Below are 24,187 nucleotides of genomic sequence, written 5' to 3'. Positions count from 1 at the left end.
TTTCCGAACACTTTAAAACATCAAAACAGGCGACTGGGACAAAAGTAAAAACTTTGTCTCAGTCGCCTGTTTTCATTATTTAGATAATAATCCATGTTGTGTTAAATATTGTTTGGCCACTTTGGCTGCACTGTGGTGTTTGACGGTGACCTGATAGTTCATTTCCTGCATATCCGAAGTGGTAATCTTACCAGACAACCGTTTCAATGAACGAACCACGTTTGGATGATCCTTCGCAAACTGATTGGTCATCATCGGCGCACCCTGATATGGCGGGAAGAACCGCTTGGAATCTTTTAAGACCACCAAGTGATACTGCCGAATTTGTGGATCGGTTGTGTAGGCATCGGTTACGTCTACCCGACCATCAGCCAGAGCAACGTATCGCAACGAGGGCTCCATTGTCCGGGCAGATTTCAGCTTAAAATGATAAGCTTTCTGCAAGCCCGGATAACCGTCCGACTGTTGGTAAAAGTCGGGATCAAACGCGCCATTGAGCCGATTACCAACTCTTTGAAGGTCGGCAATTGTTTTTAAATGATATTTAGCCGCCGTCGATTTTCGAACGGTAATGGCATACCCGTTTTGGTAGGCCATTGGCTTAAGATAACGCATATTGAATTGCTTATTAAGATCGTTTTTAGCATCTTGATAAGCCAATTGAGGATCTGAATTGACTTTCTGTGAGGACTTCACCAGTGATTGAAGAACGGTCCCAGTGAACTCGGGATAGACATCAATCTGACCACTTTTCAATGCCTTGAATAAGAAGCTGGTTCCGCCAAAATTTGGCTTAAGTTGAACTTTAATCTTTGGGTTGTCCTGTTCAACCAAATCTTTATACATATTAATCAGGATTTCGGGTTCCCCACCCATTTTCCCGGCAATTGTGATTGTTTGGGCAGGCTTGGTCAATGCTGACCAGCCCCATGCACCACCACCTAATACTAGGACGACCAGAACACCGATGCCGAGTTTCTTAAATGACAGTTTGGAAAGTCCTTTAATCAACCAACTGGCCAATAATGCCAGCACTGCTGAAAGGACCGCACCGACAACCAACGCATCATTGTTGTTGGTTTGGATTCCCAACAAAATGTACGTTCCAAGACCGCCACCGCCAATTAATGCGGCCAACGTTGCCGTTCCAATTACCAATACCGTGGCAATCCGAATCCCCGATAAAATCATCGGCATGGCTAATGGCAGTTCAATTCGAAACAGCTTGAATCGGTATGTAACTCCCAATGCGTCAGCTGCTTCCAGTAAAACCGGATCAATGTGCGTCAACCCAGCATAAGTATTTTGAAAAATCGGCATAATCGCATATAAGACTAAGGCAATAATCGCTGGTACCGTGCCAATTCCAACGAATGGAATTAAAATCCCCAGAACCGCCAAGCTGGGAATCGTTTGAATAATCCCGGCAAGCTGTGAGATAACTTCACCTATCTTGGGGCGGTTAACCAAAGCAATCGCAAGTGGAATTGCAATCATAATCGTGATAATAATCGCAATTAACGATATTTCCACATGCTGCCAAAGGGCTTGAAGAATCGCCCCGGCATTCTTACTGGCATATGCTTCTACGGAATCAATCATTGGACGACTCCTTTCCCAAATCAGCGACGTAGGAAATGAGGTCACTTTGATCCAACACTTCACCATCGACGCTAATCAGTTGAGTCGGATTCTTCTCCAAAAGGCCCGCCCACTCATAGACGGTTTGACTGTTCTGTAATCGAATGACGTTGTCCTGTTTTGTCAAAGGCCGTCCAAGACCTGACGTGATGACTTGTTTTAATAACCGGGTATTTGAATTGTCCACATCAAAAAAGCGTTTCACAAATTCATCAGCCGGATTGGCCATTAAGTAATCCGGCTCGCCTTCTTGAAGAATGACACCGTTATGAATCACCGCCAGCCGATCCGCCAAAAGAAACGCCTCGTGCATGTCGTGAGTAACGAAAACAATGGTCGTGTCAATTTGCTTGTGAAGATTTAAAACGATCTTTTGCAGCTGCCGCCGAGACACTGGATCCAACGCGCTGAAGGGCTCATCCATCAAAACCAGTTTGGGTCTGGCAGCCAACGCTCTGACAATTCCAACTCGTTGAGCCTCACCGCCGGATAGCTCACTGGGCATCCGATGGAGAAACTGAGCCGGATCCAAATTGACTTTGGTCATTAGTTCCACAATTCGCTCATGCTTCTTTTGTGCTTCCCACCCCAAGTTATCAAGTTGAATCGATGCATTTTGTTCAACTGTCATATTGGGGAACAGCGCCCCAGTCTGCAGAACATAGCCAATGTGCCGCCGTAATTCCTGTAGGTGGCTTTTTGACACATCCTGCCCATCAATGGTGACCGTTCCGCTGGTTGGGACAACTAATCGGTTAATTGTCTTTAGAAGAGTTGTCTTGCCGCTTCCAGAAGGGCCGACCAGCACAAAAAACTCACCATCGTCAATAGTGAGATTTAAGTCCTTTAATGCAGCTGTACCGTCAAATTGTTTAGTGACGTGAGAAAACTGAATCATTTGCAATTACCTCGTTAAATAGCTGGTGAGTTTAATATAATCATTTTAACAGTTGAAACCACTTTATTCCTTTAACTGTGATTTATGAAGCTTTTTGAGCTTAAAACTCATTATCCAGGTTGTCACCGGAATTGTCGTCACAACCCCAATCAATGAAACCACAATTGCAATCAGTTCCGCAGCAAATATCTTGTCGTTTAAAATTTCGCCAAAGGTGTAGTGAAGGCCATAAAACCAAATGAACAGTGCCATCGAACTACCGAAAAAGCCAAAGAATAATGTGTTCACGGCGGTTCCGATGATTTGTTTACCAATCACCGTACCATCAACAAACAATTGACCACTCTTAATTTCTTTATGCTGTGAAATAATTTCATCCAAGCCTGATGCAATAGCGATTGCGGCTTCAGCGACGGCTCCCAGTGAGCTTAGAATAGCTGTGGCAATCGCAATCTTGGTGAAATTGATCCCAACGTAAGTCGACAAGCCTTCAAGCTCTTCACTGTCTTCCAAACCAAAACCGCCAACCTGTGCCCAATATTCAATCGGAATAATAATCACGACAATCAGGATAACGACCACAACCGATGCTTGAAAAGCGGTTGTGGAGGCATTGTCACTGGCACTGCTCCAAAAAATCGTAATGGATAACAGGATAATGCTGGAGACAATCGTCACGGTAATCGGTGGTAAATGAAAGGCAATTAAAACGATGGTGAAGAAGAGGATTCCAAAGTTAACGACCATGCTCAAGAATGAAGTGATGCCTTGTTTACCGCCAACAATGATCATCAAGATCAGTAAAACGATCCCCAATGCAGTAATCGATCCCATCAGCGTTCATCTCCTTTAATCCAGAGTCCGGCAAATACACTCGATAAAATGACCGTAAGCACAATTCCAATTCCACTGATAAGACTTGAGGTCATTCCCAGTGACATGTTCATTGAAAATGAGTAATGCCAAGTATTGCCGTTCTTCAAATATAGCAACGTCATGGCAAGCGTTTCTGCCATGAAGATAAAGAATAACACGTTGATCAAAGGTCCCATGATTGATTTACCAATCTGCCGGCCGGATTTAAAGATTGCCATTCGACTGAGTTGTGGCCGTTCCTGCTTCAAAGTTGCCAACGAAGCCACAATATCGGTTGCCTCATCCATAACAGCCCCCAAAACACCAATCAAGACTTCTGCGATGAATAAAGGTTTTGGTAACTGAGTCACGTATTGCATTGACTCATAGTAAATCCCTTTTTCGTGAGTGATTCCAAAGACAAGCAAGGTAATGAGAATGGTTGCCGCTGTGGCACACAGAACCGCTGACAACGTGACCAGCATTTTCTTGCTCCACCCCATGACCAGCAACAATGTGACAAAACAGAAGATAACCGCCAATATACTAAAGATCAGGATTACCGCCGATCCGTTATTGGTATGATCAATTTTAACCGCAATCCAAAACAGAATCGTATTGATTAAAATACTCGAGATAACGGTTATCCCCCGTAATTTCAGAATGACAAACATCAAGCTGATGGCGATGGCAAATAAAAACGCAATCGGTGCATCACGCTTAATATCTTTCACGGTTGCGTGAAGCCGGGGTTGTGTGTGAAGGGTTATAAAGAGTTTCTGGCCCTTTGTATACTGGTGATCCATTGCATGGGAATCACTATACGAATTTTTAATTTTTAACGTTTTTCCAACGTGTTTCCCGTTGGTTATTTTTCCATACAACATTTGGCTGTGATAATGATCCACGTTTTGAAATTCATCTGTCATCTTAACGGCTTTTCCGTTTTCCACACGGCTCACTTGGAAAATTGTCTGATGATAGAGCTTGTCATTATGCTGGCAGAAAAACGCTGCCAGAAAACAAAATGCAATTACCAGCAGAATCTGAAGCCAGGTCATTTTACTTGTTAGTTTAGCGTCCATAACACACATCTTTTCAGATTAATTTAAAATTATTGTACCATGTGTGAAATTGAAAATTTAGCTTTATTAGTAATCGTTACTAAAGTGAAAGGTTCGACGGACTCGTTTTAGTGGCTCAATTGGGCGCTAACACCCCATGGAGTCAATATGTGGGGACGTTCATATTTCTTTGGATTGTTGGGTGCCGTTGTCATTTTATTGACTGCTTCCTTTAGCCTCTCAATCACGCTCCGACACCCTCGGGCACGGATAATGTGGAAATATCCAATTTCTTTGGATTGTTGGCAACCAGGGGACAGTTGTCATTTTATTTACTGCTCCCTTCGGCCTTTCAATCACGCTCCGACACCCCAGGGCACTGATGATGTGGGAGCACCATATTTTTTGGAGTTGTTGGCAACCAAGGCGCCGTTGTTATTTTATTTACTGCTCCCTTCGGCCTCTCAATCACGCTCCGACACCCCAGGGCACTACTGTACAAGAAAAAGTAGGCAACGATGAACAAAGAACGTTCATCATTGCCTACTTCTCCTTGTACTCCGTGCCCTAATCGGGGCTCGTCGCGCACTACTTTTTATAATCCACAACCATCACATTCACAGTTGAATGTCTTACAACATAGGCTGTTGTGGATCCTAGAATTGCTCTTGATATGCCGTTGACTCCTGATTTACCCATTACGATCAACGATGCATCATACTTCTCCGGCAATTCCTTTGAAATTTGAATTTTAGGAACACCAACAACAAAGTGGGTTTCTACCTTGACGCCCTGCTTTTCTGCGATATCGCGGGCATCATCCAAAATCTCTCCCGCCCGCTCACTGAATGACTCCATAACGTCTTGACCCAAGGTGACACCGTATTGAACATATCGCTGGTCAGTGGCCACCGAAACGATTTGCAGTGTGGAACCAAATGATTTAGCCAACTTGGCTGCTTCTTCAACAGCGTTCATTGCGTTATCACTACCGTCAACAGGAACCAAAATTGTTTCATACATAACCAACACCTCCAAAGTTATCTATCTAATTTTATCTTACCATTATGTGAATCAATAAACATGAATTGCGCTTTCAACGATCATTTTAGGCTTAAATGAGAAATGGTCGTTTTATTATCGTCTAATTCTACTCTTCGAACCTTCAGACGTTCTTTATAGGTTGCCAACAAATACTTTTCTTCTTCAGATTCGGCAACGAGTTTTGGAAAATGGATTTCGTCAATCGTATTCGTCACAATCAACGTGCAAAAAGCAATGAAGGCCACTTTAACTTCTTTTGTCTTGATATCCGTTGTTAAGAACTTTGTAAAGACTTCGATTGCCCGGCCTTCACATCCGGTCACGTATGAAATGCACGTTAAAATATCATTGGCCTTTGCCGGTGACAAGAACTGAATGTGATCATATCCAGCCGTTACAAAAGATAAGTTTCCGGGAACAAATTTTACCCCTGCCAAGCCGGCATTGGCATCCAAAATTCGCAGCGTTTCACCGCCAAATTGCATTTGGTGATTATTTAGTTGAGCTGGAAATACATAACTTTCATGAATCGAACGGGTATCGGCACACTTAATTGATTCGATCGTGATCGCCTCCAAAATTCCTGGGTTTCAACGTCTTGTGACTCATTATACACATAATATGATACCCTCTTCATCCCCACAATAGCAACCTTTTTGAAGGCTAAATGACTAGATTGTGAAAATAATATTGATTATCGCCGGTCCCTATTGTAAGCGATTTCGTCATGGTGTAAACTAATGGTGTTGATGGTAAGAAGTTTTTCATTGTAGGAGGTCATAACATGAAAGCAGTACGTATTTATGGTGAAAAAGATATTCGTGTCGAAGACGTCGCAATTCCTGAACCAAAAGATGATCAAGTTCAAATCAAGGTTAAATATTGTGGAATTTGTGGTAGTGATTTACATGCCTATTTGGAAGGCTGGGGATTACCAACCGTTCCATATCCACTAACCGGTAAAACTGTTCCAATTACTTTGGGACATGAATTCTCAGGTGAAATTGTCAAGGTCGGAAAAGACGTTGATGATCTCAAAGTTGGTGATCATGTTGCGGTTGAACCACTTCTTGCTTGTGGTAAATGTGAAAACTGTCGTGCCGGAAACTACAACTTCTGTAACAGAGCTGTTTCAACTGATGGTGCCGGAAACTTCTTAGGCTTCTCAGAAGATGGCGGAATGGCAGAATTTGCCAACGTTCAAGGCGTATTTGCCCACAAAATGCCAGATGACATGGACTTTGAATTAGGTGCCTTGGCTGAACCAACTGCCGTTGTTTACGAAGCCATTAAGAAGAGTCACCTACGTGAAGGCCAAAACGTTGCTGTTATGGGTGCCGGCCCAATTGGCTTGTTGGAAGCTGTATTAGCTAAAATTGCTGGCGCCAACCACGTTTACATTGTGGATGTTTCAAAGGTTCGTTTGGCCAAAGCCAAAGAATTGGGAATCGAAAATGTTCTTGACCCTACCAAAGATAATGTTGAACAAGTTATCAAGAAAGACCTGCCAAATGGCGTTGACATTACCTTCGAATGTGCCGGTGTTCAAGCAACATTTGACTCAGCACTGAAAGTAACCAAGCGAACAGGAATTATTCAAATCGTCGCTCTTTATGCAAAGCCAATTACAATGAATATGACCGATGACCTGATTATGCAAGGTAAAGACGTCATCACCACTCTTTGCTACAACAACTCATTCCCGAATGTTTTAGGAATTATTGATAACAACAAGGATCTCTTCAAGAAAGTTGTTACGAAGAAAGTCAGCTTAGACGATGCTCTTGAAGACGGAATCAAAGCTCTTTCAACTGATAAATCACAAGTAAAGATTATGATTGATCCATCACTGTAATTCATAATCACAAATCATAAATCTTAAATAATAAAGAAGCCGGACAAGATAAACATCTTGCCCGGCTTTTTACATATCCGTTTACATCCCAAACAACATATGTTAAAGTATTCATATGAAAGGAATGACATATATGGCTGATAACCAACTTTCTCAAGATGAAATCACACTGATTGATGATAAACACTTATCGGAATCAGAACGAATCTTCAAATTATTAAGTAATCCAAGTCGGCTGCAAATGCTGAAGGTTCTTGAACAACGTGAATTAAATGTCACTGAGCTCGGAAATTTGCTGGGACTGGAACAATCCTATGTTTCCCACCAGCTTGCATTACTAAGGAAGCATCAGCTTGTGTCGTCCCACCGCGAAGGCAAATCAAACTACTATCAACTAGATGATCCCCACATTCTCGATGTTATCAACGAGATGCTCGAGCATGCCGATCATGTCATAAGGGGTAAAAAACATGGCGAGTAACACGAATTCACAAGGATTAATTGATCGAAGTCTCCGCACTGAATACTTTTCAACCGCTTGGATGGCTTTCGAATTTGCGGTTGGCTTTTATTCAGGTCTCAAAGCCGGCTCCATTCTTTTGATTGCATTCGGCTTAGATAGTTTCCTGGAAATTATCGCCGGTGGAACGTTAATTTGGCGGCTGCAAAAGGAAAATAGCGGTGCCAGTTCGGCCGAGATTGAACATGCCGAAAAACGTTCATCATTAATTGTCGGTGCCGTCCTATTGTTGCTGTCGGTGTACGTCACGGCCGTTTCACTGTTCAATTTGGTAAATCACGCAGCAGCGGATACCAGTTATTCCGGAATTGCAATTGCCATTGCTTCGGTTATCCTGATGCCAATGCTGACCCTCAGAAAACACTCTTTGGGAAAGGCCCTTCATTCCGATGCTTTAGTAGAAGACGGAATGTGCAATATTACCTGCGCCTACATGGCCGCAACCGTTTTAATCGGTGGTTTATTGACCGCTCTTTTTAACTGGTGGTGGGCTGATTCAGCGGCTGCATTAATTCTGGTGTACTTTATTGCCAGTGAAGGACTTGAATCCTTTAACGAAGGCCGAAATTAAATAGCATCAAAAAATGCCAAGTGCTGGATTACCAGTGCTTGGCATTTTACATTCCCAAAACCATCCGAACGACTCCCAATGAAATGACACCGACAACGACGATCACTAATAAATTTTTCGAGATGATCGCGGAAATCACCGTCGGGATTGAAGCAAGCAAGTTGCCCCATTCGATTGACGGCAATTGGCCAATGTGTTGAACAAACAGGTTTTCAAACCACAATGCTGACATAATGGCGATTGGAACAAAGCTCAGGAATTCAATTACTCCTTTGGACAACTGAAACTTCTTTAAAAGAACAAATGGAATGATTCTTGAAAGCCACGTGACAATCCCGGTTCCAACAATCGTCAGGAGGACAAAATTAAAAGAAGGCATGTTTCATCACCACCCCAAAGCTGCAGGCTACCAGCGTAACCAGCAAGATTAGCAAACTGCTTGGAATAAATATCAGGCCAAAATAGATTGCCAGTAAAACAAAGCCAACGACAATCAGTTGGAGATTAAAATTGATGGAACGGTCGCTGATTAATTGGAGATACAAGAGGCCGATAAACATGGCGACCAAGGCAAAATCCAGGCCAAACTTTTCAGGATTACTAATGAAGTTTCCCAGAACAGCGCCTACCAGCGATGAAATGATCCAAGTGAGGTAAGAAATAACGTTGGCTGTGTTAAACCACGGAAAGTTCAAATGGCTATCAGAATAGTTGAGCTTGTTCATCCCCAAGGCAAAGCTTTCATCCGTCAGTAAACTTCCCACCAGCACATTTTTCAACATACTCTCCCGCTTGAAATACGGTGCCAATGTTGTACTCATTAAAATCATTCGCGAATTCACCAAGAATACTGAAAAAATAATCGAAAAAATCGGGCTGTGGGTTACCAGCATGCTGACAATAACGAATTGAGCAGACCCGGCATATGTAATAATTGACATTAATGTGACTAACAATGGGCTCAATCCCGCTGCTTTACCAACAATCCCAAAAGCCAGTCCGATTCCTATGTATCCAAACACTGTTGGCAAGGTGTCTTTTGAAGCAGCTGAAACTGTCAGTTCTCCATTCATCGAACCACTCCTTTCCAATCTGACATGAAGGCGTCAGTTTTTAACATTAATAAAATTTTAATGGTGTTCTAATTTAAAGTCAACATGAAAATCATTCAGGTATAAAAAAGGCTCGAAGTGTCGGTTGTTCGCCTACATCTTCAAGCTTTTTGAATAGATTTTTAATTGTTTCTTTGTTCGAGTTCCTTTGCATACGCTGCATAGGTTCCTGAATCAAAACATACCATCGTAACTTCCAGCGGTGAATCAAAGTCTTCAATCGCATCAATTGCAATCTTAGCTGCCCGATCCAGTGGGAAGTCATAAACTCCGGTACTGATTGATGGAAACGCAACGGTCCGGCAATCATTTTCGACTGCCCGCTTCAAACTATTAACATAGGAGTTTTTGAGTAGCTGGGGTTCGTTATTGTGGCCGCCGTGCCAAATCGGCCCGGGTGTGTGAATCACGTATTTAGCAGGGAGATTAAATCCTGGGGTTACTTTGGCTTCACCCGTTGGACAGCCATTAAGCTTTCTGCAGGCTTCATCCAACTGAGGGCCGGCTGCCCGATGAATGGCACCATCAACTCCACCGCCACCTCGTAATGAGGTATTGGCCGCGTTCACGATTGCATCAACGTGCATGGTTGTAATATCGCCTTTGATTAATTTAAATTGTGCCATTAGATCACCTTCACTCTCTGTGCGCTTTTTCCCAAGCTTTAATTTGCTGCAGACGTTTTTTGAAGCGGATTTCATTGCCCTGTTCAGTGGGTTCGTAATAAGTATGGCCAATCAAGGAATCGGGCATGGTCTGCATATTCGTTAATTTATCTTTTGCTTCATGGGCGTACTGGTAGCCCTTACCGTAGCCTAATTTGGACATCAATGAAGTTGGCGCGTTTCTTAACTGAAGCGGCACCGGCTCATTGATTGAATGCTTCACATCCTGCTCGGCACCCAACGTTGCTTTGTATACGGCGTTGGACTTCGGTGCCAATGACAGGTATATCGCGCATTCGGTTAAATGAACGTTGCATTCCGGCATCCCCAGGAATTGGCAGGCTTGAAAGACGTTGATGGCAACGTTTAAAGCGTTCGTATCCGCCAGGCCAATATCTTCGCTGGCAAATCTAACCATCCGCCTGGCAATGTACAATGGATCCTCACCACCGCTAAGCATCCTGGTCAACCAATAGACTGCCGCATCCGGATCGCTGTTGCGCATTGATTTGTGCAACGCCGAAATAATATTATAGTGTTCCTCGCCGTGTTTATCATATAGAAACGATTTGGTATTCATCAGCTGATGGAGATTATCAGTCGAAACTTTAACGTGCCCATCCTTTTTGGGACTATTATTAACCGCCATTTCAAGTGTATTTAAGGCAACCCGCGCATCACCATTGGCAAATTCAGCAATCTCTTTAATTGCCTGTTCATCAATTTCAATGGTTTCTTTCGGAAATGCTTCCGGATTCTTCAACGTCTGATTGATCAGTTGAACAATGTCATCAGTTTCCAAAGGCTGCAGAACAAATACCTTGCAGCGTGATAGTAAGGCAGAATTAATCTCAAATGAAGGATTCTCAGTGGTAGCCCCAATTAGCGTAATACTGCCGCGTTCAACGAAGGGTAAAAAGGCATCCTGTTGGGCCTTGTTAAATCGATGAATTTCATCGACAAAAACAATCGTCTTGCCGCCCATTTCCCGGTTAGCCTCGGCATCCTTCATGATGTCTCTAATTTCTTTAATACCGCTGGTAACCGCACTAAATGTGACAAATTTAGCTTGGGTTTTTCGGGCAATGATTTCAGCTAAAGTGGTCTTTCCGACACCCGGTGGCCCCCAGAAAATAATCGATGGCAATTGATCACTTTCAATAATTTCCCGTAGAACTTTTCCTTTGCCCACAAGCTGGTGTTGACCGACAAACTGATCCAACGTCTTTGGCCGTACCCGACTGGCTAAGGGCTGATTTCCAGCTTGGTTACCGGCAAATAATGATTCTTGTTTCAAGACCACACCTCCCATCGATTTCAAATCATATGTATATTTTAATTATACGAACATGTGTTCTGATAGTCAACATACACTTCTATTCTAGCGCAATCCCATTTCACTGACGGATTTTCGTATCTTGTGTTTATTTTTTAACCACTTAGCAATTTTGTCCACTATTTTTCTCTGATGCTGATAGTATGGGCTCAACAAAGGAGATGAGTGCCATGCTTATTCAGGCCAAGAATTTAACCAAAACGTTTGGCAGCCAAACTGCTGTTAACCACCTCAACATTTCAATCCAATCAGGTACCCTAACCGCGGTCTTGGGACCAAATGGTGCCGGTAAGACCACCACAATTTCGATGCTGACAGGTTTATTGAAACCAACTTCAGGCACAGTGGAAATGACAAGTGGGACAAAGATCAGCATGGTCTTTCAGCAAAGTATCCTTGATGACAACCTAAGCGTTAGTGAAAATCTCATAATCCGCAGTCGTTTATACAAGAATTGTTCCCAGAAATATATCCAGTCTCTCATTGAAACGGTTGGACTGACCAACCTTATGAATCAAAAGTATGGCAGCTTGTCAGGCGGTCAGCGTCGGCGGGTCGACATCGCCCGGGCATTAATTAATCAACCTGATGTTTTGTTTCTGGACGAACCAACTGCCGGATTAGACATTCAAACCCGGGAGGCTATCTGGCAACTCTTACATTCACTGCAGGAAAAACAGCAGCTGACGATTATCTTGACGACTCACTATCTCGAAGAAGCCGACCATGCTGATGAAGTTTACATTATCGACCAACGTAGTGTGATCACAGAAGGATCAGCCGAAGAAATCAAACGAAAAAATGCAAAGAGCCGTCTAATTCTCTACACGAATGAACCTGAAATTGTTTTGAAGCAAATTGCACCAACAATCGCTGGTCAACAATCAGGAAAAAGCATTATTTGTTGGCCCGAGAATTCGAAACAAGCACTGAATGTATTAGAATCCGTTGAAAATCATACGACTGATTTTGAATATCGTCGAGCAACAATGGACGATGCATTTCTCAATCTCACTGGAAAGGAGATGCGTTAATATGTTGGCACTTTGTCAAAGAAATTTTTTGCTATACTTTAAAAATAAAACCAGTATTTTCTTTTCTCTTTTTGGCGCAATGATTTCGTTTATTCTGTTTGTTATCTTCTTAAAACAAAACATGGTTGAAGAATGGCACCAAATGCCCAATGCAACTAAGATGATGGACTTATGGCTAATTGGTGGCACGTTATCTGTCACCGCAATTACCACTACCTTATCAATTCTCGCCAGAATGATTCTTGATGAGTCCAGAGGTGTCTTAAAAGATTTTTATTTAACTGACACTTCAATTTTCAAAATTAAGTTGAGTTACATGCTAAGTGCTGCTGTCATTGGTTGGGTCATGCAGTTGATTATGCTGGGGTTGATGCTTGCTTATTTTGCCTTGGCAGATGGTCTTGCAATCCCATGGTCAAAATTTATGACTTTGGTACTCATTGCTCTGGCAGGTGCTCTTCTTGCCGTTGCCGTCAATATGATCTTCGGTCAATTCATCCATCGAGTCGAGACAATGAGTGCTTTTGAATCCATCATTGGTGCTGCTGCCGGTTTCTTGGTTGGCACGTATATTCCAATGGGGGCTCTGCCTCAATTTGCTCAAACGGTGATCAAATTTACTCCGGGTGCATACGTATCCGCCCTCTATCGTCAAGCTCTGATGGGAAAACAAATTGACTCACTTTTTGCTGGAAATCATCAAAAATCAGTTTTTAATCAATCAATGGGCATTCAACTCGATTGGAATGGTCTATTAAGCTTCAATCAAACCTACCTGATCATCACAGTTATTTTTATTGCTGGTATTTTATGTATCTTCGTGACAGAATTGACTAAGAAGTACCGCGGTACAATTACATTGATTAAATAACTTGGGATAGGGGAAATTTAAATGGAAATCCATTTTCAGCAAAATGAACATTTAAATAATGGCGACATTGAGATTACTCTGTCTGCCAACGAACGCTCCCTTGAAGTCGAAAAACTGATTGAATACCTCAAAAGTTACCAGGAAATGCCCCCCGCAGTCATCCCCATTAAATCAGACGATCACGTTTATCTGATCAAACCGGAAAATATTATATTGATTGATGTCTCTGGAACGGATCTGGTTGTCTACACGCCAAATAAATCCATGCCAACCAAAGGGCGATTATATGCATTCGTCAACAAACTAAAAAATCCTGATTTCATTCAGGTTTCCAAACATGCTGCAATTAATATCAACCATCTTCAATCCTTGGAGGCAAGCTTTGGCAGTGGGATGAAGGCTATCTTGACGGATCAGTTAAAGACCGACGTCAGCCGGAAGTATTTAAGTGTTTTGGAACATCGACTTGGACTGTGAAGGTGAAGAAATATGAAGTTATTTAAACGGAGTGGCAGGTTATTCATATCTGGAATGGAAATTGCCTCAGTTATTTATTTACTGTTATTATCCATTCAAGTTCAAACGACATTTCCATCCGCTAAAAACATCTTTAGTATCTTGATCATGGGAGGCTTGATCGGAATATTCAGTGGACTACTGAACATCGACGATTATCGAATTGAATTGCCGATCCACTTTGTTGTGACCTTTCTGATCGTGTTGGGCATAATGTTCATTAACGGCTGGGTTGAATGGCAGAATCCAACATTTTGGTTGGCATTTGGCATCGAATATCTTTTCGTATACGGTCTTGCCTGGCTAATCGTCTTCCTATCAGGAAATCTCAAGGTTAAGCGGATTAACAAAACCCTCAGGAAACGAAACCAGTCTCTCAAAAAATAGTCAAACGAGCCTTATTATTTCCCTCTAGGATAACGAATAGGTTATAATTAGAATGATTTTATAAGCTGTTTGCGTATCCGCTCGAGGGAGGAATGGCCAATGTCCTTTAATCAGAAATTTTATCGTGAGCCCACATTTTGGTTATGTGTTTGCGGCGCTGCCGTTGGATTAACGTCGTTGATTGCCGGTAATTCCGTCACTTTCAGTATGATGTGGTGGCTTCAGCTCCTAATTGTTGTCATTGCACTTGTCGGCATTTTCTATTTCTTTTCCAAGTACTCAAAAGATCACGATCATAAGAATAAACATATGTAAAAAAGCCAGGACAATGTTAAACGTTGTCCTGACTTTTTGCATATTATTTACGATTCTGCTTGTCGATGCTTCTTAAATCCAGCCAGGCCCAACAAACCTAACCAGCCAATGATTGAAAGAATGATAAACAAGCCATTAAGCTTGGATCCGTGACTTTGAATCGTGATTTTAGCACTCTTCACCGTCTCCGGAATGGTCAGTTTGAATGTGCCCCGTTTCGATGTCTCAGGGTTGGTGATCTGTTTGCCATTAAACTTCACGGTATAGTTCATCCCGGCATATCGAACAAATGGCAGGTCCAAATTAGTCCCCTTCTTCATCGGAACAACCAATGAATAGCTCATCGAGTTATTTCCCGGATGCAGGCTTGGGGAAGAAATGTTGAATTGTTGGCCGTTCAAGACTGCGACTTTATTCGCAAGTTCAGAAATATGCTTGCCCGTAGCTGTGGGCAGGTAATCTGTCCGTCCAGAACCGTTGTCGGTCGGGAATTGGTTATTGTAATCGTGATTATTCACTTTGTAATTTTGCAAATTCAAATTTGATCGTGGAATTTGATGCGTGGGAGTTGCCTTATATGTGAGCTCAGGCTGGCTTGTCCGGTCAAACTGATTATCAAATGGATTTTGATCAGTCGTGACATTCATTGCATAAAGCGCTGAATAATCAAAGGAGTTAATCAGACAAAGGCTGAACACAACGAGCAGGACACTTGAAGCAATGACCTTATTGCCGAATTTTTCAGCTAAAAGGTAGGCCCCAAACGCTGAGATAAACATTAACGCCACCGGAATAATTCTGTGGTCGCTTTGAATTGCGTCAATCCCTTTGATAAGTGGAATATCATGAACGAGATTCCATGGGAATAGATGTGAAAGCACAAAGAAAGTTGCTAGACTACCGAAGTATGCATATCGACCAACTGCCGGGACTTTTTTAAGAAACAGGAAGCCAAAAATGAACAGGAACAGTAAAATAAGTCCCATACCCTTATTGGCAATGCTTTGATTGAACCAAGTGAAGATATTTTGAGGATCAGAATACAGTGTTTGTGGATTTGGCCGCATCAGCTTTTGACTCAACGAAAGGACTGCTAGCGGCCCCCAGACAATCAAGCTTAAGATTAATGAATATCCGGCCGAAATGGCGATGTACATGAATCTCGTTAACCGGTCCTTTTCAGGCTGTTTGGCAAAGAATGCCAGGTAAAAAACAAGTAACGCGATCACGACGATTAATGTTGTTGGCACATGGGCATACATAATCCCGGTAACGCCAAGGGTCAGCACATACCAGCGTTTATAATTATTGAACATTATTTCGTATAACCCGGCGAACGCCAACGGAATAAACGGATAAGCGAGAAACTCACCAAATTGAGTAGTGATTATTTCCATGATGAGATAGGTTGTGAGCCCATACAGAATTGCGAAATAAAACGAGATCTTTGACGATTTGGAAACCAGCTTCATACTGTGGTATGAAATAACAAGTGTGGTAAAAATCACTAATACATATGTAAAATACACGGCACTAACAGGTGTCAGGATAAACTTTAAGCCGGCAAAGACAAGCAGCCAAATCCAGGGGTAACAGGAAACAACCGCATCCCCGATTTGATTAAAAGTTCGTGTTGCAATGTGACTGACTGGAGCACCATTTTTCAGATTATCAAAGATTTCCTGGATCCGGCTTAGATGAAACTGTAAATCCGGTCCGGAGTATAAATGCATCGTCGTCCAAAAAGGCAGAACGACTAAAAGGGATAATCCGAAGAAGATAAGATAAAAAGTGATATTTTGATGCTTTTTGAGCTTGGCAAAAATTTGCTGGACCATAAAATGGGCCTCCTAATTTAATATTCGTACCCCCCCATATTACCTTGGGTTTCATGATACAAGATAATAAGTCAAACTTCAAATCTGATTGAAGGATTAGAGACAAGGAAGCTCCTTACTTTATCTCATTCTCCTAGTCAAAAAAACGGGCTTCAACGCAAGACAACGCGTTAAAGTCCGTTAGTAAATCGACGCTCAAAGACTGAGCTTTTTATGCAATTGTGTCTGCTGCCATGTGGAACACGTCTGAAAGTGACTTGCTCTTATCAGCAAACTTCTTATTAAGAATTAATTGACGGAAATCTTCTACTGAGAGATGTTCGGTATCCTTTATTGGGAATGCTTGACCAGTGTATGAGCCGGTAACCAATGTGATAACCAAGCCTTCTTCACTGTCCAAATGTACCTGCCAATTTTCAAAGTAGATACCATCATCATAATTACCTGTTAAAACCTTGTGAGACTTGAAGTAATCAGAAATGAATTCGTTAAACTTCTCTTCTGAACCTAATGCTTCTTTAAATTGTGCTTGAGTTGCGACTGCCATCGTAAGACTCCCTTTCTTTCAAAATTGTGTCTAATCAAATAACAACGCACGATCATTTTTTGTAAACAAATTTTGTAAATGAATGATTTTTATCATCTACTAATTTTCATTCTAATCACTCAGGCGCATAGTACAAGTGAAAACACCATGAAAACGTTGCCAGAACGCGATTTGTAACATTCGTGAATCTGGCAACGCTTTCTTATTATTTATTTATTCTTTTTTCCTTTTCCAGGAACATTTTCAAGTTCAACCAGTGCATTCTCCAGTTCAGCCTTTTCAGAATCCGGTAAATCAGGATACTTCAGTGGCAATTCTCTCATCCGATGATCGATGATATCTGAGACACACAAGCGTGAATACCATTTGTCATCTGAGGGAATGATGTACCACGGGTTGGTCTTATTGGCGGTGTGCTCAATCGCATCTTCGTATGCCTTTTGGTAATCATTGAAGTAACGGCGTTCCTTAATATCGGCTGATGAGAACTTCCAGTTATGGTCAGGCAGTTCAATCCGACGCTTAAACCGATCTCGCTGCTCGTCAGCTGACATGTGAAGGAAAAATTTTAAGACCATAAAGCCATTTCGAGTCAGGTAGTTCTCAAAGAAATTAATGTCCTTGAAGCGGCCATCAAAGAATTTATTGTCAACCTGGTCAAGCTTGGTGATTGACCCAATTTTTGCGTTAAGGATCATTTCTGGATGAACCCGGCTGATTAAAACATCTTCATAGTAGGAGCGGTTAAAAATACCGATAATCCCGTGTTCCGGAATATGCCGGTGAATTCGCCAAAGATAATCATGGCTCAGTTCAATTGATGTTGGCGACTTGAAGCTGGTAACGTCAATTCCTTGTGGATTCACCCCACTTAGAATATGGCGAATCATGCTGTCTTTGCCTGCTCCATCCATCCCTTGAAAGATGATCAGAACGCCAAAATGGTTTTGGGCGTACAACTTGCCCTGTAAATCTTGAAGGGAGACAATATTTTTTTCAATTCGTGATTTAATATCATCTTTAGTCAAGTTTTCAATCGTCGCCGACGTTGGAATCTTTTCAATTCTAAGATCCCGGTCACCGTCATAACGGTATGACTTCTCACGGTCAATTGTTTTCTTTTCATCCAAAGTACATTCCCCCTGTACTAACGAATCATCAGCAGTTGATAATGATGCAAGCTCGGAAAAATAGCTGATCCATCGTTAACAATCTACACATTTATTTCTCATATTGAGTATACTAGATTACATAGAAATAGTTTCATATAACGCTGTTTCATCTAATTCTTTAAACGTTATATATCTTCACAGAGGAGGCATTATTTTGAAAAATATCATTTCAAAAGCAACCGACGCACAAGGTGGCCAATCAAGCCAGCCCGCTGAAGACTCAATTGATAAGTCATTATTAAAAGATGACCTATATAAAGCAGTCAACGGCCGATGGGAAAAGACCGCCGAGATTCCGGCCGATCATTCATCAACAGGTGGCTTCATGGACCTTAACGACAACATCGACAAGCAGTTGATGAAGGACCTTGATGACATCATTAAGGAAAACAAGCACTACGATGCCCCGTTTTCAGAATTTTTAAAATTGTATGAACTCGCACGTAACTTTAAGAAGCGTGACGCGGACGGCGCAGATCCTTTGAAACCATACTTGGAGAAAATTGAGAGCATCACCAACTTTGATGATTTGAATCAAGCACTCCCTGAATTGGTAAAGGAAGGCCACCCACTCCCATTCGGCTTCTGGGTTGAACCTGACATGAAGAACACAAAGGTAAATGCATTATTTGCCGCAGTACCTGGCCTGTTCCTGCCAGATCGAACCTATTACGAAAAGAATAATCCAGCCTACAAGCAACTGATGCCGGTCTTCACCAAGATGGCCAGCCAATTACTTGTTTTGGCTGATTACAGCAGCAACGAAGCTGATGAAATCGTGGAATCTGCCAAACGCTTTGATGCCAAGATTGCACCTAACGTTAAATCAGCTGAAGAGTCTGCTGATTACAGCAAAATGTACAACCCACAGAAGTTTGCCTACTTCTCAGAATCAAGTTCTCACGTTGATTTCATGAACCTTGCCGACACTCTGTTTGGCAAAGCGCCTGAACAAATCATCGTGACTGAGCCGAAGTTCTATGAACGGTTTGACGGCTTGGTCAACAGCGATACCTTCACCGACATGAAGAACTGGATGCTGGTTAACATGGTTCGTTCCGCATCGGGATATTTATCAGAAGAATTCCGTCAGACCGGATCAGTCTTCAGCCGGGCCCTATCCGGTAAAAAGGAAGCAACGCCACAAAAAAAGTCGGCCTTTTATCTGGCTGAAGGAACCTTTGGCCAGACAATCGGTGACTATTACGCCAAAAAGTACTTCGGCCCTAAAGCAAAGGCCGATGTTGAACACATGGTCCGCAGCATGATCGCCGTTTATAAAAACCGTTTGAGCAATAACGATTGGTTAAGCAAGGCTACTCGTGAAAAGGCCATCTTAAAGCTCAACAAATTGGAGCTTCAAGTCGGCTATCCCGACCATATCGACGAACTGGAATACAAGTTCAAGGTCACCCCTGAAGACGAAGGCGGTACTTTGTTTGAAAATATGTCCAGATTTGGTGCAATTAGTATTCAAGACACATTGGAAAAGCTGGGCAAGCCGGTTGATCGAACCAAATGGGAAATGAGTGCTGCAACTGTTAACGCCTACTACGAACCATTTAAGAACATCATTGTCTTCCCTGCCGCAATTCTTCAAGCACCGTTTTATAGCTTGAAACAAACCTCCAGCCAAAACTATGGTGGTATTGGCGCAGTCATTGCCCATGAAATTTCCCATGCGTTTGATAACAACGGTTCTTTGTTTGATGAATTAGGAAATTTGAATAACTGGTGGACAAAAGAAGATCACGATCACTTCTCAAAGCTCGCCGATAAGATGATTAAAGAATTCGATGGGATTCCATACGCCGGCGGCAAAGTGAACGGGAAGTTAACCGTTTCAGAAAACATCGCTGATGGTGGTGGATTGAGCTGTGCCAATGAAGCGGCCAAAAATGAGAAAGACTACAACCTATACGACTTCTTCATCAACTGGGCCAAGGTATGGCGAATGAAGGCAACCGAGCAGTACAAGCAGCTGTTGCTGAACATTGATGTCCATGCGCCTGCTGAACTCCGAGCAAATGTCCAGGTCAAGAACTTGGATGACTTTTACTCAACGTTTGACGTTAAGCCAGGTGATGGGATGTACATGAGGCCTGAAGATCGGGTCAAGATCTGGTAAAAAGATTTCTAAATATTCAGTCACCAAAAAGTTCAATTAAAAAATAAAAAACTGACGGCTAATCTCCTGGATTAGCTGTCAGTTTTCTTTTAAGTATGTAGAACAATTATCGTTTTGTGTAGTATCCAATCAAACTGGCCAGAGCTTCCAAAAACATTCCAACGACCATCAGATACATGACAATCATATTCATTCCCATGTACAAGAGAATCCCCATTACCAAATAAAGCAAAACAAAGAACCAGCGGAGCCAAATATTACTAACCATTTCTATCCCCTCCAAAATAATATTTCATTTCCAGTTTATATTAATTTCAAACTATAAACAATTCATTTGTAAAAATTCCGATTTAATGTAAACTATTCAATATTAGGATATAATGTATATAAAGAGTAATTGGAGAGGTGATACCATGAACTTAACAGAATATCTTCACTCACAACTAAAGTTTTTAAATGACCAGATGAGTTCCGCTAAGAAAGACAAAGACGAAACGATGCAGTACCTGGTTGATTCAAAAATTACCGAAGTTAAATTAATATTGGAAGCCCTCCAAAAGGGAATCATTGATGGAATAAGTTAAAATATGGCCGGTTGGCCATTTTTTATGTTTTAATAGACTAGTATTTAAAAGTTTTATCAAAAAAAGGAAGTATTATATTGATTACATTAAAATCACCACGTGAAATTGAAAAGATGGCTGAGTCTGGTGCTGTTTTGGCCGGTGTTCACAAGGAACTCCGCAAAATCGTCAAACCCGGTTTGGACACTTGGGACATTGAATTGTTTGCTCGCCGTTACATCAAAGAACATAACGCCTACCCTTCAGAAATGGGCTTTGACGGTTACAAGTTTGCCACATGTATCTCCATCAATGATGAAGTTGCCCATGGTATTCCCCGTAAAGGCTTAAAGCTGAAGAATGGTGACATTCTTAAAGTTGACATGTGTGTCAACAAAGACGGCTTTGAAAGTGACTCTTGCTGGACTTATGCCGTTGGTGAAGTTAGCGACGAAATCAAGAAATTGATGGAAGTTACCCGCAAAGGTTTGTACCTTGGGATTGATCAAGCTGTTATCGGTAACCGTCTTGGTGATATTGGTAATGCTGTTCAGACTTACGTGGAAGACGAAAATCACATGGGCGATGTTCGTGAACTTATCGGCCATGGTATCCAGCCTTCAATTCATGAAGAGCCAAACGTTCCTGCATATGGTGTCCCAGGTCAAGGTCTTCGTTTAAAGGAAGGTATGACCATCACCATTGAACCAATGGTTAACACAGGTACTTGGGAGATTGCCGATCGTTACGACAAGAAAGATGACTGGACTTATTACGTTTCAGCCGATGGTACCCCTTCAGCTCAATATGAACACACCTTGGCAATCACCAAGGATGGTCCTAAGATTTTAACTTCTCAAGACCCGGATATTGATGCCAAATATTTACTTTAATTTAAAATAAACGAAAACGGCCGGGCAATTTGTCCCGGCCGTTTGTTTATACTAAAATGAATTTATAGCTCAATTAGGAACGATTTTTCTTCACTGGATAAATAGAGAGGAATGATGACATGAATAATAAAAGTTTCAAATTTCCCGATACGGCCGCTTATGAGTTTGTGACTAAAGCATTAAAAGACCGTGGCGTGACCTATGAAGATATTGCCCAAATGGCCTACGATCTTCAGAAAAAATTTGTTCCAAACATTCAAATGGAAGATGTTAAAAAAGATACGATTGATGTGCTTCATAAACGAGAAGTTCTTAACAACGCAATGGTCGGCTTAGAGCTGGATCGCCTGGCAACCGAGCATAAAATCAAGGAACCTTTGGAAAGTATTATCATGAACGATTCCGGTGTCTTTGGTGTGGATGAAGGAATTGCCCTCAACATTGCCAATATTTACGGCACCATTGGCATTACCAACTACGGCTATATCGATCGAGAAAAGACCGGGATAACCAAAAAATTGGATGAAGCCAAAGATGGCACATCCAATACATTTATTGATGATATTGTCGGTGCGATTGCCAGTGCGGTATCAGCAAAGATCGCCCATCGAAACAATTAACGCCAACCATGGGTTTTTAAATCAACATCACGTTTCTTAATTCCTGAAACATAGGGATTGCCCTTAACAAAATATCTGAGTGGCTTGGTTGCCCAAGTCCCTTGATTTGCAACCCCGATTCGATTGGATTCTTCAATATGAGCCGGGATTTTTTTGTCTTGCTGATGAATATTCAGCTTACTATCGCCAAATATTTCCATGTTCATCTTTTTGTCGGCAATCCCAAAAGCTTCCATGAGTTTACCGGGACCATTGGTTAAATCAACACCGTGTTTGGTTCGATTCTGTTCCATGATATCCAAACCGATTGTTGGTTCAACGGCCCGAATTAAGACTCCTTGAGGAATGTCTTTTTCTTGAGCAGCTACATCCAGTAAATAACGTCCATGGATGGAATAGATGTAGACTGTACCAGGAGGACCATATAATGGCTCGTTGGAAGCTGTCCGTCTGCCTTTAAAAGCATGGGCGGCAGAATCTTTCTGACCCATGTAGGCCTCGGTTTCAACAATCCAACCGCCTACCAGTCCCTTTGGTGAATCATATGTAAGTAACATCCCCAGCATTTCTCGTGATATTTGATCAGTCGTGCTGCTGGAATAAAATGGATCCTGGTCCAAATCGACCACTCCTTTCAATCAATAACGGAGGTAATAATATGGAATTAAAGCTGGAACGAATTTATGATAAACCACAAGATCTATCAGGCTACCGCATCTTAGTTGACCGCTTATGGCCCCGCGGAATTTCAAAGGTCAACGCCAAATTGGATGAATGGGAAAAAGAAATTGCCCCATCAAAAGAACTGCGAACTTGGTTCTCACACGATCCCGAAAAGTTTCCGGACTTTAAAACCAAGTATATTGCAGAATTGGACAATAATCCCAAAACTGCTGAATTCATCAAATTAGTTGGCGATAAATTAAAAACCACCAACGTGATTCTCCTGTATGGTGCCAAAGACCGTGAGAACAATCAAGCGGTGGTTTTAAAGCAATACCTGACGGATCACTTGGGCCAGTTCTGACGAATATTGGCCAAGGTTAATTCTTTAGTGGATTCAAAGTTGATATCCGCCATGTTCAACACATGCGGATCGCCGACACCAATTGAAACAACGTGAGCCGCGTTGATTGATTCAACGCCCACGATGCCGTCGTCAATCCCGATACACTGATCCACATTCAAGTGCAGCATTTCGGCAGCCTTCAAATAAACGTCCGGTGCCGGCTTGTTATGCTTAATCTTTTTGAGATCAACGATGAGTGGAAAATAATCTTCCAACTCAAGCTTTTTAATTTCCTTTGGTGCGTTGGCAGATGCTGAAGCAATAATCATTTGATAATGATTTCGACGCAGTTCAGCCAAAAACGGGTGGATCCCCGGTAAAATATCATCCGGGTTCATAATTTCAAGCATTTGTTGATAAATGTCATTCTTCTTATCAGCCAATGCTTCTTTTTCTTGTTCGGAATACCGGTTTTCCAAACCACCGGCTTGAAGAATGGCATTCAGTGAGTCAATCCGGTCGCGTCCTTTGATGGCTTCTTCTAATTTCGAACTCCACTGAACGCCGATACTTTCGGCAACCTGTCGCCATGACTTGCTATGATACAGCCAAGAATCGGTAATGATCCCGTTAAGATCAAATAAAACCCCTTTAATATTTGAAAAGTCAGTCATTTCAAACACCCCTTTTATGAAAAAAGACCGAAAACAACAAACGTGTTTTCAGCCTCAAT

29 protein-coding genes are annotated in these 24,187 nt (G+C 42.0%); 13 read left to right on the top strand and 16 right to left on the bottom strand.

The window, feature by feature from the left end; all coding sequences use genetic code 11:
• Positions 1–75: 75 nt before the first annotated feature.
• The 6 genes from LKE01_RS01410 to LKE01_RS01385 all read right to left on the bottom strand — a co-directional run bounded on the left by LKE01_RS01410 (position 76) and on the right by LKE01_RS01385 (position 6,080).
• Positions 76–1,602 carry an ABC transporter permease/substrate-binding protein gene (locus LKE01_RS01410; RefSeq protein ID WP_056980911.1) on the bottom strand — a complete coding sequence of 509 codons (1,527 nt, stop codon included), beginning with the start codon at positions 1,600–1,602 and terminating at the stop codon, positions 76–78.
• Positions 1,595–2,539, bottom strand: coding sequence for an ABC transporter ATP-binding protein (locus LKE01_RS01405; protein WP_056980912.1), 945 nt, complete (start codon positions 2,537–2,539; stop codon positions 1,595–1,597). The genes LKE01_RS01410 and LKE01_RS01405 overlap by 8 nt, the downstream gene beginning before the upstream one ends.
• Positions 2,540–2,602: 63 nt before the next feature.
• On the bottom strand, positions 2,603–3,373 hold the full coding sequence (locus tag LKE01_RS01400; RefSeq protein WP_056980913.1) for a YibE/F family protein: 771 nt from the start codon (positions 3,371–3,373) through the stop codon (positions 2,603–2,605).
• Positions 3,373–4,488, bottom strand: coding sequence for a YibE/F family protein (locus tag LKE01_RS01395; protein ID WP_056980914.1), 1,116 nt, complete (start codon positions 4,486–4,488; stop codon positions 3,373–3,375). Before LKE01_RS01395 ends, LKE01_RS01400 begins: the two co-directional genes overlap by 1 nt.
• Positions 4,489–5,046: 558 nt before the next feature.
• Positions 5,047–5,481 (bottom strand): universal stress protein, encoded by a 435-nt coding sequence (locus tag LKE01_RS01390; protein WP_056980915.1) that lies wholly within the window; start codon positions 5,479–5,481, stop codon positions 5,047–5,049.
• An 80-nt stretch (positions 5,482–5,561) separates the two neighbouring features.
• Positions 5,562–6,080: an acyl-CoA thioesterase gene (locus tag LKE01_RS01385; RefSeq protein ID WP_056980916.1), complete on the bottom strand. Its 519-nt coding sequence runs from the start codon at positions 6,078–6,080 to the stop codon at positions 5,562–5,564.
• A 206-nt stretch (positions 6,081–6,286) separates the two neighbouring features.
• Between LKE01_RS01385 and LKE01_RS01380 the strand changes: the two genes are divergently transcribed.
• The 3 genes from LKE01_RS01380 to LKE01_RS01370 all read left to right on the top strand — a co-directional run bounded on the left by LKE01_RS01380 (position 6,287) and on the right by LKE01_RS01370 (position 8,448).
• Positions 6,287–7,357 carry a 2,3-butanediol dehydrogenase gene (locus tag LKE01_RS01380; RefSeq protein ID WP_054768823.1) on the top strand — a complete coding sequence of 357 codons (1,071 nt, stop codon included), beginning with the start codon at positions 6,287–6,289 and terminating at the stop codon, positions 7,355–7,357.
• A gap of 133 nt (positions 7,358–7,490) precedes the next feature.
• Positions 7,491–7,838 carry an ArsR/SmtB family transcription factor gene (locus LKE01_RS01375; RefSeq protein ID WP_082619674.1) on the top strand — a complete coding sequence of 116 codons (348 nt, stop codon included), beginning with the start codon at positions 7,491–7,493 and terminating at the stop codon, positions 7,836–7,838.
• A complete protein-coding gene (locus LKE01_RS01370) occupies positions 7,828–8,448 on the top strand; it encodes a cation efflux transmembrane domain-containing protein (RefSeq protein ID WP_054768825.1) in 621 nt (206 codons plus the stop codon). The genes LKE01_RS01375 and LKE01_RS01370 overlap by 11 nt, the downstream gene beginning before the upstream one ends.
• A 46-nt stretch (positions 8,449–8,494) precedes the next feature.
• Here the strand turns inward: LKE01_RS01370 and LKE01_RS01365 are convergent, their stop codons facing one another.
• The 4 genes from LKE01_RS01365 to LKE01_RS01350 form a co-directional block, all read right to left on the bottom strand.
• Entirely contained in the window at positions 8,495–8,827 is a 333-nt protein-coding gene (locus LKE01_RS01365; RefSeq protein WP_054768826.1) for an AzlD domain-containing protein, read from the bottom strand.
• A complete protein-coding gene (locus LKE01_RS01360; protein WP_056980917.1) occupies positions 8,814–9,521 on the bottom strand; it encodes an AzlC family ABC transporter permease in 708 nt (235 codons plus the stop codon). The genes LKE01_RS01365 and LKE01_RS01360 overlap by 14 nt, the downstream gene beginning before the upstream one ends.
• 161 nt (positions 9,522–9,682) lie before the next feature.
• Positions 9,683–10,186: an O-acetyl-ADP-ribose deacetylase gene (locus tag LKE01_RS01355; RefSeq protein ID WP_054768865.1), complete on the bottom strand. Its 504-nt coding sequence runs from the start codon at positions 10,184–10,186 to the stop codon at positions 9,683–9,685.
• A 10-nt stretch (positions 10,187–10,196) separates the two neighbouring features.
• Positions 10,197–11,522, bottom strand: coding sequence for a replication-associated recombination protein A (locus tag LKE01_RS01350; protein WP_056980918.1), 1,326 nt, complete (start codon positions 11,520–11,522; stop codon positions 10,197–10,199).
• A 209-nt stretch (positions 11,523–11,731) separates the two neighbouring features.
• Here LKE01_RS01350 and LKE01_RS01345 point away from each other — a divergent pair, with 209 nt between their 5' ends.
• The 5 genes from LKE01_RS01345 to LKE01_RS01325 all read left to right on the top strand — a co-directional run bounded on the left by LKE01_RS01345 (position 11,732) and on the right by LKE01_RS01325 (position 14,684).
• Positions 11,732–12,595, top strand: a complete 864-nt coding sequence (locus LKE01_RS01345; protein ID WP_056980919.1) for an ABC transporter ATP-binding protein — start codon at positions 11,732–11,734, stop codon at positions 12,593–12,595.
• A gap of 1 nt (position 12,596) precedes the next feature.
• A complete protein-coding gene (locus tag LKE01_RS01340; protein ID WP_056980920.1) occupies positions 12,597–13,466 on the top strand; it encodes an ABC transporter permease in 870 nt (289 codons plus the stop codon).
• 21 nt (positions 13,467–13,487) lie between these two features.
• Complete coding sequence (locus tag LKE01_RS01335) at positions 13,488–13,943, top strand: LytTR family DNA-binding domain-containing protein (protein ID WP_056980921.1); 456 nt, start codon at positions 13,488–13,490, stop codon at positions 13,941–13,943.
• A 12-nt stretch (positions 13,944–13,955) separates the two neighbouring features.
• Positions 13,956–14,369, top strand: coding sequence for a DUF3021 domain-containing protein (locus LKE01_RS01330; protein ID WP_082619675.1), 414 nt, complete (start codon positions 13,956–13,958; stop codon positions 14,367–14,369).
• A 99-nt stretch (positions 14,370–14,468) separates the two neighbouring features.
• Positions 14,469–14,684 (top strand): hypothetical protein, encoded by a 216-nt coding sequence (locus LKE01_RS01325; RefSeq protein WP_054768828.1) that lies wholly within the window; start codon positions 14,469–14,471, stop codon positions 14,682–14,684.
• A 47-nt stretch (positions 14,685–14,731) separates the two neighbouring features.
• Here LKE01_RS01325 and LKE01_RS01320 read toward each other — a convergent pair whose 3' ends face one another.
• The 3 genes from LKE01_RS01320 to LKE01_RS01310 all read right to left on the bottom strand — a co-directional run bounded on the left by LKE01_RS01320 (position 14,732) and on the right by LKE01_RS01310 (position 18,199).
• Positions 14,732–16,522: a putative glycosyltransferase family protein gene (locus tag LKE01_RS01320; RefSeq protein ID WP_056980922.1), complete on the bottom strand. Its 1,791-nt coding sequence runs from the start codon at positions 16,520–16,522 to the stop codon at positions 14,732–14,734.
• 211 nt (positions 16,523–16,733) lie between these two features.
• Positions 16,734–17,069, bottom strand: coding sequence for a hypothetical protein (locus LKE01_RS01315; RefSeq protein ID WP_054768829.1), 336 nt, complete (start codon positions 17,067–17,069; stop codon positions 16,734–16,736).
• Between the two features lie 209 nt (positions 17,070–17,278).
• Positions 17,279–18,199 (bottom strand): PPK2 family polyphosphate kinase, encoded by a 921-nt coding sequence (locus tag LKE01_RS01310; protein ID WP_056980923.1) that lies wholly within the window; start codon positions 18,197–18,199, stop codon positions 17,279–17,281.
• A gap of 205 nt (positions 18,200–18,404) precedes the next feature.
• On the opposite strand from LKE01_RS01310, the gene LKE01_RS01305 reads away from it, so the two are divergent.
• A complete protein-coding gene (locus LKE01_RS01305; protein ID WP_095344828.1) occupies positions 18,405–20,369 on the top strand; it encodes a M13 family metallopeptidase in 1,965 nt (654 codons plus the stop codon).
• A 106-nt stretch (positions 20,370–20,475) separates the two neighbouring features.
• Here LKE01_RS01305 and LKE01_RS12020 read toward each other — a convergent pair whose 3' ends face one another.
• On the bottom strand, positions 20,476–20,637 hold the full coding sequence (locus LKE01_RS12020; protein ID WP_169790304.1) for a hypothetical protein: 162 nt from the start codon (positions 20,635–20,637) through the stop codon (positions 20,476–20,478).
• Between the two features lie 145 nt (positions 20,638–20,782).
• Here LKE01_RS12020 and LKE01_RS12015 point away from each other — a divergent pair, with 145 nt between their 5' ends.
• From LKE01_RS12015 to LKE01_RS01295, 3 genes are all read left to right on the top strand, one after another.
• On the top strand, positions 20,783–20,953 hold the full coding sequence (locus LKE01_RS12015; RefSeq protein WP_013728796.1) for a hypothetical protein: 171 nt from the start codon (positions 20,783–20,785) through the stop codon (positions 20,951–20,953).
• A 77-nt stretch (positions 20,954–21,030) separates the two neighbouring features.
• Positions 21,031–21,825, top strand: a complete 795-nt coding sequence (gene map / locus LKE01_RS01300) for a type I methionyl aminopeptidase (RefSeq protein WP_056980924.1) — start codon at positions 21,031–21,033, stop codon at positions 21,823–21,825.
• A 119-nt stretch (positions 21,826–21,944) separates the two neighbouring features.
• Positions 21,945–22,445 (top strand): phosphatidylglycerophosphatase A family protein, encoded by a 501-nt coding sequence (locus LKE01_RS01295; protein WP_056980925.1) that lies wholly within the window; start codon positions 21,945–21,947, stop codon positions 22,443–22,445.
• Here LKE01_RS01295 and LKE01_RS01290 read toward each other — a convergent pair.
• Positions 22,442–23,011 carry a DNA-3-methyladenine glycosylase gene (locus LKE01_RS01290; protein ID WP_056980986.1) on the bottom strand — a complete coding sequence of 190 codons (570 nt, stop codon included), beginning with the start codon at positions 23,009–23,011 and terminating at the stop codon, positions 22,442–22,444. The genes LKE01_RS01295 and LKE01_RS01290 overlap by 4 nt on opposite strands.
• Positions 23,012–23,103: 92 nt before the next feature.
• Here LKE01_RS01290 and LKE01_RS01285 point away from each other — a divergent pair, with 92 nt between their 5' ends.
• Positions 23,104–23,472, top strand: coding sequence for a DUF488 domain-containing protein (locus LKE01_RS01285; protein WP_054768830.1), 369 nt, complete (start codon positions 23,104–23,106; stop codon positions 23,470–23,472).
• On the opposite strand, the gene pgmB is transcribed toward LKE01_RS01285, so the two are convergent.
• Entirely contained in the window at positions 23,454–24,128 is a 675-nt protein-coding gene (gene pgmB, locus LKE01_RS01280) for a beta-phosphoglucomutase (protein WP_056980926.1), read from the bottom strand. The two genes, LKE01_RS01285 and pgmB, sit on opposite strands and share 19 nt — an antisense overlap.
• Between the last annotated feature and the right edge of the window lie 59 nt (positions 24,129–24,187).

The organism is Lentilactobacillus kefiri (assembly GCF_007989105.1).
GTDB lineage: Bacteria > Bacillota > Bacilli > Lactobacillales > Lactobacillaceae > Lentilactobacillus > Lentilactobacillus kefiri.
This window is presented reverse-complemented; position numbering and strand designations above follow the sequence as displayed.